At 71.1% G+C, this 13,500-nt stretch carries 5 protein-coding genes; all 5 read left to right on the top strand.

Going from position 1 to position 13,500, the window contains the following annotated elements:
* Positions 1–124 precede the first annotated feature (124 nt).
* Positions 125–1,108, top strand: a complete 984-nt coding sequence (gene sbnA / locus ORI94_RS04320) for a 2,3-diaminopropionate biosynthesis protein SbnA (protein ID WP_221356207.1) — start codon at positions 125–127, stop codon at positions 1,106–1,108.
* An 8-nt stretch (positions 1,109–1,116) separates the two neighbouring features.
* Complete coding sequence (sbnB, locus tag ORI94_RS04315) at positions 1,117–2,106, top strand: 2,3-diaminopropionate biosynthesis protein SbnB (RefSeq protein ID WP_221356205.1); 990 nt, start codon at positions 1,117–1,119, stop codon at positions 2,104–2,106.
* Between the two features lie 94 nt (positions 2,107–2,200).
* Entirely contained in the window at positions 2,201–2,422 is a 222-nt protein-coding gene (locus tag ORI94_RS04310) for an MbtH family protein (RefSeq protein ID WP_266072594.1), read from the top strand.
* A 79-nt stretch (positions 2,423–2,501) separates the two neighbouring features.
* On the top strand, positions 2,502–7,535 hold the full coding sequence (locus ORI94_RS04305) for a non-ribosomal peptide synthetase (RefSeq protein WP_266072593.1): 5,034 nt from the start codon (positions 2,502–2,504) through the stop codon (positions 7,533–7,535).
* Positions 7,532–13,500: non-ribosomal peptide synthetase (locus ORI94_RS04300; protein WP_266072592.1), on the top strand; the 5,969-nt coding region annotated here is incomplete at its 3' end. The genes ORI94_RS04305 and ORI94_RS04300, both read left to right, overlap by 4 nt.

The raw sequence follows: 13,500 nt of genomic DNA, 5'->3' as shown, positions 1-13,500 counted from the left end.
GCGCTGTCGCGGGCCCGGGCTGACAGGACCTTGCGGTGGCACTTCCCTGCCAGGGAAGAAGCCGTAACTCCGTTTGGGCGGCGGCTACTGTCTCCATTGCACGCCTACAGGTGAGAGGGAATCCATGCCGGAAAGATCGAATTCGGGGATTCTGGGTACGATCGGCAAGACGCCCCTGGTGAAGCTGGAAAGAATGTTTCCCGAGGGGCAGTCAGAAGTATTCGCCAAGATCGAGCGCTTCAACCCAGGTGGCAGTATAAAGGACCGAAGCGGCCTCAATATGATCGTCGAGGCGCTGCGCAGCGGAGAAATCACGCCGGGGCGTTCGGTCGTCGTGGAATCGAGTTCGGGAAATTTGGCGGTCGGACTCGCCCAGATATGCAGGTATTTCGGACTGCGCTTCATCTGTGTGGTCGACGCCAAGACCACCGAACAGAATCTGGCCATCCTCAAGGCCTACCGGGCCGAGGTCGAGGTGGTAGACGAAAGGGACGCCGCCACCGGGGAGTTCCTGCCCGTCAGACTGCGCCGGGTACGCGAACTGCTGGAGAGCGTTCCGCACGCGTACTCCCCCAATCAGTACGCGAACCTACGCAATCCGAAGGCCCATCAAAGCACGATGCACGAGATAGTCGAAGCCCTCGACGGGCACCTCGACTTCCTCTTCTGCTCGGTCAGCACCTTCGGCACACTGCGCGGCTGCGCGGACTACATCCACCGGGCCGGCCTGCCGACCACGATCGTGGCGGTGGACGCCGACGGCAGCGCCATCTTCGACCGGCCCCCGGCCCGGCGGCTCATCCCCGGCCACGGCGCCTCAGTACGTCCGGCGCTGATGGACCCGGGAGCGGCCGACGACGTGATGCACGTCTCGGACCTCGACTGTGTCGTCTTCTGCCGCCGACTGGTGGCGCGGGAAGCGATTCTGGCCGGCGGATCGTCCGGGGCCGTGCTCGCCGCGGTGGACAGGATGCTGCCGCGCATTCCACCCGGCTCCGTCTCCGCGCTGATCTTCCCCGACGGGGGAGACCGCTATCTCAAGACCATCTATTCCGACGACTGGGTGCGAGAACACTTCGGTGAAGTGTCGCACCTGTGGAAGGGTTGATCTGTCCCATGCTGGTAATCCGTCAATCCGATGTGGAGAAGCTCCTCAGCGGAAAGGCACGGGAACACATCGAGACGGTCCGGGCGACCTATGAACTGCACGAGCAGGGCGCCACGACAGTCCCGCACTCCATTTTCCTCCGCTTTCCGGACCAGCCCGCAAACCGGATCATCGGTCTCCCTTCGTACCGCGGTGGCGACAAGCCGGCCGCCGGCATGAAATGGATTTCCTCGTTCCCCGGAAACATCCAGTCCGGCATCGCGCGCGCCAGTGCCGCGATGCTCCTCAACTCGCTGCGCACCGGTCACCCGGAAGCCCTCCTCGAAGGCTCCCTGATCTCGGCCGCGCGTACGGCTGCCAGTGCCGCTCTCGCTGCCGAGATGCTGACCAGGGGCCGTCGCCCCGGCGGGGTTTCCCTCATCGGCTGCGGTGTCATCAACCTGGAGATCCTCCGCTATCTCAAGGCCGCCATCGACGGCCTCGGAGAAGTGACGATCTACGACAGTTCCACGGCCCGCGCCGAGGAATTCTCCCGGGCGTGCAAGGAAATTCTTCCCGAGGCACGGATTTCTCTCGCGGCAAGCATCGACGAGGCGCTGGCCGCACAGTCCCTGATCTCCTTCGCCACCTCGGCGGGCGAGCCCCACACCGATCTGACGGCAGCCGCGCCCGGCACGGTGGTGCTGCACATCTCGCTGCGCGACATCGACCCCGAGACGCTCATCCAGGCGCACAACATCGTGGACGACGCGGACCATGTGTGCCGCGAGCGCACCTCGCTCCACCTCGCCGAGCAGATGACCGGGGGCCGCGCCTTCATCGACGCGTCCATCGGCCAGCTCATCGCGGGCACACGGACGTTCACGCCCTCTCCGAAGAAGGTCACCATCTACTCGCCGTTCGGGCTCGGGGTCCTGGACCTCGCCCTGGCCGTCGATGTGTACGAGAGCGCCCGGCAGCTCGGCGTGGGTGTGGAGATCACGGACTTCCTGTCCTGAACCCCGCCCGCAGCGCCTGCAACACACACCACGCCCGCAGCACCCGCGTGGCTGCCGTTTCACCACCCACCCACGTACGTCACCGAGGAGAACCATGTCCAGCGAGCTGACCGACACCACCGTCTACCGCGTCGTCCTCAACGCCGAGGAGCAGTACTCGATCTGGCGGGCCGGCCGCGAGCTGCCCGCCGGCTGGAGCGCGGAGGGCACCGAGGGCACCCGCGAGGAGTGCCTCGCCCGCATCAACGACGTGTGGAGCGACATGCGCCCGGCGAGCCTGCGCCGCCGCATGGAGAGCCAGAACGCAACCGCCTGATCCGCCGCCCCCAGCGGGCCCCTCACCACCACCGAGTTCTGAGTCGCATTTGGCGCCAGGTCATTCGAAGGAGCACCTGTTGAACGCCGCACAGCTGCCGGGGACTTCCCTGAGCGGAACTGTCCCTCCCACCCTGCCCGTGCTCGTCGCACAGCAGGCTGCCCGTACGCCCGACGCGGCCGCCGTCCGCGACGGGGCCCGCACGCTGACCTACCGGGAGCTGGATCTCGCCGCCGACCGCACGGCGCGCTTTCTGCGCTCGGCCGGCGCAGTCCCCGGTTCGCTGGTCGGCGTGTGTCTGGGCCGGGGCATCGACCTGGTCGTCACCCTCCTGGGGGTGTGGCGGGCAGGGGCCGGGTATGTGCCCCTGGACCCCGGCCACCCCCAGGAGCGGCTGAAGTCCCTCCTTCTCCAGTGCGGCACCACGCTCGTGGTCACCGGAGTGGAGCTGACCGGCCCGCTGGCCGCCGAGGGCACCCGCACGCTCACTCCGCAGGACATCCGCGACGCGGCCGAGGTCCCAGCAGAGGCTGCCGCCTCCGCCGTCGACGTGGACCCGCAGAGCGTCGCGTACACCATCTTCACCTCGGGTTCGACCGGGCAGCCCAAGGGCGTGCAGGTCACCCACGCGGGCATCGCCAACCGGGTCACCTGGGCCGCGCGTACCCACGAGCTGTCCACCGAGGACCGCATCCTGTTCAAGACCTCCGTCGGCTTCGACGCGGCGGGCTGGGAGATATTCGCCCCGCTGATCAGCGGGGGAAGCGTCGTGATCGCCCCCGACGGCACCGAGCGCGACGCCTCTGTGCTGCTGGCCGCCGTCGCCGACGGCGGCGTGACCGTCCTTCAGGTGGTGCCCTCCGTCCTGCGGCTCCTGGTCGAGGAGGAGGGCTGGGCCGGCTGCTACGCGCTGCGCCTGCTCTTCTCGGCCGGTGAGCCGCTGCACGCCGAACTCGTCGAGAGGGTCCGCGTGCGGGCCGGCCGGCAGATCGCCGTCTGGAACACCTACGGCCCCACCGAGTGCTCCATCGACATCACCGCCCACCGTGTGAATCCGGAGCAGACCTCCGGCCCGGTGCCGATCGGCCGCGCCCTGAGCAACATGCGCGTCCTGGTCATGGGCCCCGACGGCACCCCGGCCCCCAAGGGCGTCACCGGCGAGCTGTACGCGGACGGGGTCGGCCTGGCCCAGGGATACCTGGGCCGCCCCGACCTCACCGCGGAGCAGTTCGTCCCCAACCCCTACGGCGCGCCCGGCTCGCGGCTGTACCGCACCGGGGACCTGGTCCGCTGGAGCGCCGAGGGCTATCTGGAGTACCACGGCCGTGCCGACGCCCAGCTCAAGGTCAACGGCGTACGCATCGAGCCCGGTGAGATCGAGGCCGCCCTGACCTCCCACCCGGACGTCAGCGGCGCGACCGTGGTCGCGTTCGTGGCGGACGACGGCGGCAAGCGGATCGGTGCGGCGCTCACCACGCGCACCCCGCTCGGCCCGACGGTGCTGCGCAGGTTCCTGCGGGAGCGGCTGCCCGACAGCCATGTCCCCTCGCTGTTCCACACCGTCGACGCCTTCCCCCTGACCCCCAACGGCAAGGTGGACCGGGCCTCGCTCGCCTCCACGATGGACGAGACCGGCGCCACGGCCGGGCAGGGCGACTACATCGCCCCGCGCAACTCCGCCGAGGAACAGGTCGCCGAGGTCTGGGCCGCACTGCTGGGCAGGGAGAAGGTCGGCGCGCACGACGACTTCTTCGCGCTGGGCGGTACGTCGCTCCAGCTCACCCGGCTCGCGGCCAGGCTCCGGGCCTCGGGGGTCGCCATCTCGATGCGCGGCCTCTTCAGCGCCACCACGGTGGAGGCCCAGGCCAAGCTGATCGGCGCCCCGTCCGAGAGTGTGCGGTCGATCCCCGTCGTGTCCCGCTCAGGGGCCCTGCCGCTCTCCTCCGGGCAGCGCCGGCTCTGGTTCCTGGACCGGCTGAACCCGGGCAGCCGGGAGTGGGTCGCCCCTCTGATCCTGCGGCTGCCCGCCGACACCTCGGTCGACACCCTCCAGTCCGCCCTGACCGCGCTAGGCGCCCGCCACGAGGCGCTGCGCACCCGCTACCTGGACGAGGGCGGCGAGCCCCGCCAGGTGATCGGCCGGGCCGGGCCGGTGGAGCTCCGGGTCGTCGACACCACCCGGGAAGGTCTCGCGGCACGCTTCGAGGAGCAGTTCGCCCGCGGCTTCGACCTGGCGGCGGGTCCGCTGTGGCGGGTCCTGCTGGCCCGGGTGCCGGGCGAGGAGCACGTCCTGCTCGTCACCATGCACCACATCGCCTGTGACGGTTGGTCCACCGTCGTCCTGGAGCGTGAGCTGCGGGAGCTGTGTGCTGCCCGGCTGTCGGGCCGCGAGCCCGTGCTGCCCGCGACCGGTGTCCAGTACGCCGACTACGCGTCCTGGCAGAGCGCCGGGCAGACCGAGGAGTTCACAGCCGCGGAGCTGGCGCACTGGCGCGCCGCGCTGGACGGCATAGCTCCGCTGGAGCTGCCCACTGACCGGCCCCGGCCCGCCGAGCGCGACCCGCGCGGCGCGGTCGTCCCGGTACGGGTGGAGCCGGAGCTGGCGGCGAAGGTGGAGGAGCTGGGCCGTAGGCACGGCGCCACCCCGTTCATGACGCTGCTCACCGCGTTCGCGTCGGTGCTGGCCCGGCAGAGCGGCCAGTGGGACGTACCGGTCGGCACCCCGGTCGCGGGCCGGACCCGGTCCGAGCTGGCGAACACGGTCGGCTTCTTCCTCAACTCACTCGTCGTGCGTTGCCAGTTGACGGGTGATCCTTCCTTCGCCGAGGCGCTTGGCCGGGTCTGTGCCGCGTCCGTGGCCGCGTTCGCGCACCAGGAGCTGCCGTTCGACCGGCTCGTCGACGAGATGCAGCCCGAGCGGGACATGTCCCGTACGCCGCTCTACCAGGTCGCCTTCGACATGCACAGCGAGGGCGTCACCAGCGTCGCCACCGACGCGGCGGACCTGCGGGCCTTCGCCGACGCGTGGACGGTTGCCAAGACGGACCTCTCGGTCTTCATCGGACGCTCGGCCGACGGCTCGCTTGAAGGGGTCTTCGAGTACGCGACCTCGCTCTTCGACGCGGCGACCGTCGTCCGCATCAAGGAGCAGTTCATCCGCTTCCTGACCCAGGTCACGGCCGACCCGGCCGCCCGGCTCTCCACGGTGTCGCTGCTGCCCGCCGATGAGCGGCAGCGGCTGCTGGACCTCGGTACGGGCGAGCGGGCCGATTTCGGGCCCGCCTCCGTGCTCCGGCGCTTCGAGGAGCAGGCCGGCCGTACACCGGACGCCCCCGCGATCGGCTTCGCCGACGGGACGGTGACGTACAGACAACTGGATGTCCGTGCCAACCAGATGGCCCACCACCTGCTCGCTTCGGGCACCGGCCCGGAGTCGGTGGTCGGGGTGCTGCTGGACCGAGGGCCGAACCTGCTCGCGAGCCTGCTCGGGGTGTGGAAGGCCGGTGCGGCCTATGTGCCGATCGACCCCTCGTACCCGGCCGAGCGCATCGCGACCATGCTGGAGTCGGCGGGCGCCAGGCTCGCGGTCACCGAGGGGGCGTACGCAGACCGCTTCGGCGCCGTCGCCACCGTCCTCGTCGACCGCGACCGGCCTGCGCTGGACGAGCGCCCTCGGACCGCGCCGGAGCGCCGGAGGGACGCCGACTCCCTGGCGTACACCATCTTCACCTCGGGTTCGACCGGCCGTCCCAAGGGTGTCGGCGTCACCCACCGGGGGCTGGCCAACCATGTCGGCTGGGCGGCCCGCGAGCTGGCCTCGCAGGGCGGGCGGGGTGCGCCGCTGTTCTCCTCGGTCGCCTTCGACCTGGTCGTCCCCAACCTGTGGGCGCCGCTGGTCACGGGCCAGCAGGTCCACACCGTCGCGCAGGACACGGACATCGCCGACCTCGGCGGTGTGCTCGCGGAGGCGGGTCCGTACAGCTTCATCAAGCTGACCCCGGGGCATCTGGACGTCCTGGCGGAGCAGTTGACCGCCGAGCAGGCGGGCGCTCTGGCACCGGTGCTCGTGGTGGCCGGTGAGGCGTTCACCCGCGCCACGCTGGAGCGCTGGCGCGCCCTGGCGCCGCACACTCGGCTGATCAACGAATACGGGCCGACCGAGGCGTCCGTCGGCACCTGTGTCTACCGGGTGCCGGCCGAGGAGTCGGCGGAGGTCCTGCCCATCGGCCACCCGCTGCCGAACATGACCATGTACGTCCTGGACGCCGGGCTCGACCCGGTGGCCGTCGGAGTGCCGGGTGAGCTGTACGTCGGTGGCACCGGTGTCGCCCGCGGCTACGCGGGCCGCCCCGACCTCACCGCCGAGCGTTTCGTCCCCGACCCGTTCGGACCCGCCGGGGCACGCCTCTACCGCACCGGTGACCTGGCCCGCACCCGGGCCGACGGCGCCGTGGAGTTCCTGGGACGGCTCGACGATCAGGTAAAGATCCGTGGATACCGGATCGAACCGGGCGAGATCCAGACCGTCGTGGCCGAGCACCCCTCGGTCCGTGAAGCGGTCGTGGTGGCGCGTGAAACGCCGACTGGCGCGCAGCAGCTCCTCGCTTACTACGTCCCGGCCGACAGCGCCGAGGACCCGGCCGTGACCGCGGCGGGCCTGGCCGCACACTGCGCGACCCGGCTGCCCGACTACATGCTCCCGCAGGCCTACGTGGCGCTGGACGAGATCCCCCTCAACGCCAACGGCAAGACCGACCGCAAGCGGCTCCCGTCGCCCGAGGGCGACGAGCAGGAAGGCTCCGCCGGGAGCATCGCGCCGCGCACCGCCACCGAGGAGCGCATCGCGGACATCTGGACCGAGCTGCTCGGGGTGCGGGTCGGCGTGGAGGACAGCTTCTTCCACTCCGGCGGCAACTCGATCCTGGCCATCCGGCTGATCTCGCGCATCCAGGAGGAGTTCGACATCGACTTCAAGGTGCGCACCGTTTTCGAGGGTCCCACCGTGGCCCGGCTGGCCGTCGCCACCGAGAACGCCATCCGTGCGGAGATCGCCGCACTTTCCCCAGCAGAGCTGACGAGCAGCCAGGAACTGGCCAAGGAGTTCACCGCATGAGTACCGCTGCGATCACACCCGCCGGTTTTGACGCGGAGGAGGCGAGAGAGGAGCTGATACGTCAGCGGCTCGCCGGCCGCCGGAGCGGCCGCCGCACCACCATCCCCCGCGCCGACCGGTCCGCCCCGCTGCGGCTGTCCCACGGCCAGGAGCAGATGTGGTTCCTCAGCCATCTCGACCCGGACAGCACCCAGTACCTCGTCCCGCTGATCGTCCGCCTCACCGGCGAGCTGAACACCGCCGCGCTGGGCGAGGCCTGGCAGCGGCTGACCGACCGGCACGAGATTCTGCGCACCCGGTACGGCCTGGACGGTGACGACCCCGTTCAGCTGATCTCGCCCGCCGAGCGGGTGACCCTGCCGCTGGCCGACCTCACCGGCCTCCCGGCCGCCGAGCGCGAGGACCGGGTCCAGGCGATCATCACCGAGGACCTGTTCGTCCCGGTCGACCTCGCCCGGGACCTCCCGGTGCGCGCCCGCCTGATCCGCGTCGCGGACGACGAGCACGTCCTCGGCATCGTCTTCCACCACATCGCCTGCGACGCCTGGTCCACCGAGGTCATCGGCCAGGAACTGAGCACCCTGTATGCGGCCCTGTCCACCGGCACCGAGCCCGAACTGCCCGCCGTGCCCGTCCAGTACGCCGACTTCGCGGCCTGGCAGCGCACCGAGCTGTCCGGGGCCGCCCTCGAAGCACAGCTCGACTACTGGAAGACGCAGCTGGCGGGCCTCACCCCGATCGAGATGCCGACCGACCGGCCCCGCCGGGCGGTCCGCGACGCGACGGGTGCTTCGGTCGCCTTCGGTGTCCCGGGTTCTCTCGCGGACCGGCTGCGGGAGTTCGCGCAGAGCCACGACGCCACCCCATTCATGGTGGTGCTCGCCGCCTTCCAGAGCCTGCTGGCCCGCTACACCGGCTCCACCGACATCGCGGTCGGCACCGTGGTCTCCGGACGCGGCCGCCCCGAGCTCCAGGGCATGGTCGGCTTCGGCATCAACAGCCTGGTTCTGCGCGGCTCCTGGAGCGACGACCCGTCGTTCCAGGAGCTGCTGACCCGGACCAGGGACACGGTCCTGGGCGCCTTCGACCACCAGAGCACCCCGTTCGTCCAGCTCATCGACGCGATCCAGCCGGAGCGCGATCTGTCGCGCACCCCCCTGTTCGACGTCGCGCTCACCATGCACGGCGAGCGCACCAGTGCGTTCAATCTGCCGGGGCTGCGGGCCGAGCCGTTCCAGGGCGAGGGCAACGCCGCCAAGTACGACCTCGACCTCCAGCTGCGGGAGGCCGCAGACGGCACCCTGCACGGCCATCTGGAGTACGCCGTCGAGCTGTTCGACCGCGAGACGGCCGAGCGGCTGACTGCGCACCTGGTGCGGCTCCTCGACGCGGCCGTCACCGCGCCGCACACGAGCGTCGCCGAGCTGGCCTTCCTCGGGGAGAGCGAGCTCGCCCTGCTCACCGCGGGCGCCGCCGTCTCCGGTGAGGTCACCGGCACCGTGCACCAGGTCTTCGAGGAGCAGGCGCACCGCACCCCGGACGCCGTCGCCGTCCATTTCGACGGCCACGACATGACGTACGCCGAACTGAACGCACGGGCCAACCGCGTCGCGCACCACCTGCGGGGCACCGGAGTCGGCCCGGAGACGCTCGTGGGCGTATGCCTGGAGCGCGGGCTCGACCTGCTGCCCGCCCTCCTCGGCGTACTGAAGGCGGGAGGCGCCTATCTGCCGCTCGATCCCTCGGTGCCCGCCGACCGGATCGGCTTCATGCTGGCGGACGCCGCCGTCCCGGTCGTGGTGACCGAGAGCGCGCACGAGGAGATGCTGGCCGGCATCCACACCGGCACGCTCCTCGTGCTCGACCGCGACCGCGAGGCGCTCGCCGGGCAGCCGGACAGCAACCCGGTGCCGGCCGCCGACGCCGACAGCCTGATCTACGTCATCTACACCTCCGGTTCCACGGGCCGCCCCAAGGGCGTCTGCCTCACTCACGCCAACGTGCTGCGGCTGTTCACGGTGACGGCGGAGCAGACCCGCTTCCCCGAATCCGACGTGTGGGCGCTCTTCCACTCCTACGCGTTCGACTTCTCCGTCTGGGAGATGTGGGGTGCGCTGCTGCACGGCGGCGCCCTGGTCGTCGTCCCGAAGGATGTCGCCCGCGACCCGGACAAGTTCCTCGACCTGCTGGTCGAGCAGCGGGTGACGGTCCTCAACCAGACGCCTTCGGCGTTCCGTGCGCTCGTCGGTGCGGCCCGCGAGGGCGACCCCCGGATCGACCGGCTCGCCCTGCGCACCGTGGTGTTCGGCGGCGAGAAGCTGGAGGTCGCCGACCTGCGGCCGTGGGCGGACCGGCTGGGCCTCACGGACCCGACGCTCGTCAACATGTACGGGATCACCGAGACGACCGTGCACGTCACCCACCACGAGCTGGGCGCGCGGGACCTCGCGGGCGCCGGCAGTCCCGTGGGTGTCCCGCTCGACGACCTGTCGATCCGGATCCTCGACCAGCACGGCAATCCGGCGCCGATCGGTGTTCCGGGCGAGATCCATGTCGCGGGACGCGGCATCGCCCGCGGCTACCTCGGCCGCCCCGCGCTGACGGCTGAGCGCTTCGTGCCCGACGCGTTCGGGGCGCCCGGTGACCGGCTGTACCGCAGCGGCGACGTGGCCCGCCGGCTCGCCGACGGCAGCCTGGAGTTCCTCGGCCGCAACGACGAACAGGTCAAGATCCGCGGCTTCCGCATCGAGCTGGGCGAGATCAATGTCGCTCTGGCCGCCCAGGACGGTGTGCTGGACGCCGTCGTCCTGGTCCGCGAGACGGCGCCGGGCGACAAGGAGCTGGTCGCCTACGTCGTCCCCTCCGGCGACACTGCACCCGACACCGGCGACCTGCGCACCGCGCTCGCCGTCGACCTGCCCGACTACATGGTCCCGGCCACCTTCGTCGTCCTGGAGCGCCTGCCACTGACGGTCAACGGGAAGCTCGACACCAAGGCGCTGCCGGCCCCCGGCCCGGGCTCCGTGCGCGCCGCGGGCAAGATCTACGCCGCCCCGCGCACCCCGCTGGAGATCCGCGTCGCCGCCATCTGGCGGGACGTGCTCGGCGTCGACCCGATCGGCATCCACGACAGCTTCTTCGACCTCGGCGGCCACTCGCTGCGTGCCATCAACCTCGCGGGGCACCTGCGCGAGGCGGGCCTCGACGTGTCCGTACGGGACATCTTCGAGCGCCGGACCGTGGCCCTGCTCGCCGAGCAGGTCGCCGACCGCCCCCAGGTGAGTGCGGCACGCGGTGTGCGGCCGTTCGCGCTGGTCACGGCCGAGGACCGGAAGCTGCTTCCCGGGGGCCTCGACGACGCGTACCCGATGTCGCAGGTGCAGATCGGCATGGTCGTCGAGATGCTCAGCGACACCGGCCGGCACCCGTACCACAACGTCACCTCCTTCCGGGTCCGGGACGAGCGGCTCTTCGATGTCGCCGCGCTGCGGGCCTCGGTCCGTTCCGTGATCGACCGGCACGACGTGCTGCGCACCTCGTTCGACCTGAACTTCTATGCGCTGCCGATGCAGTTGGTGCACAGCAAGGTCGACGTGCCGGTGACCGGGCGCGATCTGCGCGGGCTCACCGACGACGAAGTACAGGCCTCACTGCGCGAGTTCACCCGGCAGGAGCGGGCCGAGCTGATCGGTCTGGACACCCCGCCGCTGCTGCGCCTGATCGGTCACTCCTGCGACGACGGGAGCTGGTGGCTCACGATCACCGAGAACCACGCGATCCTGGACGGCTGGAGCCACCACTCCCTGCTCATGGAGATCGTCGAGGGCTACCACGTGGCCCGCGACGGCCGCGCCATCGAGACGCCCGCCGCCCCCGACGTGCGGTTCGCGGACTTCGTCGCGGCCGAGGTCGCCTCCCGCGAGGCGGGCGACGACCGGAGGTACTGGAGCGGCATCGTCGAGGGCTACCCCGCCTTCGCGCTTCCCGCCGCCTGGTCGGGCGACGGCGAGGCGGGAGCCCCGTACCGCGTCAAGGTGCCCTTCCACGACCTGGAGGACCGGCTGCGGGCGCTTGCCTCGGCGGCGGGCGCGTCACTGAAGAGCGTGCTGCACGCGGCGCACCTGAAGGTGATGAGCTCGGTCACAGGGTACGAGCGGTTCTTCACCGGCCTGGTCTGCAACGCCCGGCCCGAGGCACTCGGCGCCGACGGCGTCTACGGCATGCACCTGAACACGCTGCCCTTCGCCTTCGACGGGGCAACCGGCACCTGGCGCGAGCTGGTGGAGCAGGTCTTCGGCCGCGAGGTCGAGCTGTGGCCGCACCGCGGCTTCCCGATGCCCGACATCCAGCGTGAGGCGGGGGACGGGCAGCGGCTGGTCTCCGTGCGCTTCAGCTATCACGACTTCGACCAGGTCGACCGCGAACAGGTCGACTACCTGGCGAGCATCGACGACAGCCCGACCGAGTTCCCGCTCGGGGTCTCGGCGCGGCTGGGCCACCTCTTCCTGACCGGGGGCCGCAAGCACCTGAGCGAGGTCGCCCTCGACCGGCTCGCGGGCACGCTGCGCCAGGTCCTGGAGGCGATGGCAGCCGACCCGGAGGGCGACGCCCGGGCCTCGTACCTGCCGGCCGCCGAGCGTGAGCGGCTGCTCGCCGAAGGCACCGGCAAGGAGGCCGGCTTCGGTTCCGCCTCCGTGCTCCGGCGCTTCGAGGAGCAGGCCCTGCGCACCCCGGACGCGCCCGCCGTCGGCTTCGCCGGGGTGGCGCTGAGCTACGCGGAGCTGGACGCACGGGCCAACCGCCTCGCGCACCACCTGCGGGCTTCGGGCGTCGGTGCGGGGTCCGTCGTCGGAGTCCTTCTGAACCGTGGACCCGCGCTCCTGGCGAGCCTGCTCGGGGTGTGGAAGGCCGGTGCGGCCTATGTGCCGATCGACCCCTCGTACCCGGCCGAGCGCATCGCCGCGATGCTGCAATCCGCTGGTGCCCTCAGCGCGGTCACCCAGGAGGCGTACGCCGACCGTTTCAGCGCCGTCGCCACCGTCCTGGTGGACCGCGACCGGGCCGTACTGGAGGCACGTCCTGCCACCGCGCCGGAGCGTCACGAGGAAGGCGACTCCCTGGCGTACACCATCTTCACCTCGGGTTCGACCGGCCGTCCCAAGGGTGTCGGCGTCACCCACCGGGGGCTGGCCAACCATGTCGGCTGGGCGGCCCGCGAGCTGGCCTCGCAGGGCGGGCGGGGTGCGCCGCTGTTCTCCTCGGTCGCCTTCGACCTGGTCGTCCCCAACCTGTGGGCGCCGCTGGTCACGGGCCAGCAGGTCCACACCGTCGCGCAGGACACGGACATCGCCGACCTCGGCGGTGTGCTCGCGGAGGCGGGTCCGTACAGCTTCATCAAGCTGACCCCGGGGCATCTGGACGTCCTGGCGGAGCAGTTGACCGCCGAGCAGGCGGGCGCTCTGGCACCGGTGCTCGTGGTGGCCGGTGAGGCGTTCACCCGCGCCACGCTGGAGCGCTGGCGCGCCCTGGCGCCGCACACTCGGCTGATCAACGAATACGGGCCGACCGAGGCGTCCGTCGGCACCTGTGTCTACCGGGTGCCGGCCGAGGAGTCGGCGGAGGTCCTGCCCATCGGCCACCCGCTGCCGAACATGACCATGTACGTCCTGGACGCCGGGCTCGACCCGGTGGCCGTCGGAGTGCCGGGTGAGCTGTACGTCGGTGGCACCGGTGTCGCCCGCGGCTACGCGGGCCGCCCCGACCTCACCGCCGAGCGTTTCGTCCCCGACCCGTTCGGACCCGCCGGGGCACGCCTCTACCGCACCGGTGACCTGGCCCGCACCCGGGCCGACGGCGCCGTGGAGTTCCTGGGACGGCTCGACGATCAGGTAAAGATCCGTGGATACCGGATCGAACCGGGCGAGATCCAGACCGTCGTGGCCGAGCACCCCTCGGTCCGTGAAGC

Source organism: Streptomyces sp. NEAU-W12 (assembly GCF_026242095.1).
Lineage (GTDB): Bacteria > Actinomycetota > Actinomycetes > Streptomycetales > Streptomycetaceae > Streptomyces.
Note: the sequence above shows the minus strand (reverse complement) of the source record. Positions and strands in the feature narration are given on the sequence as shown.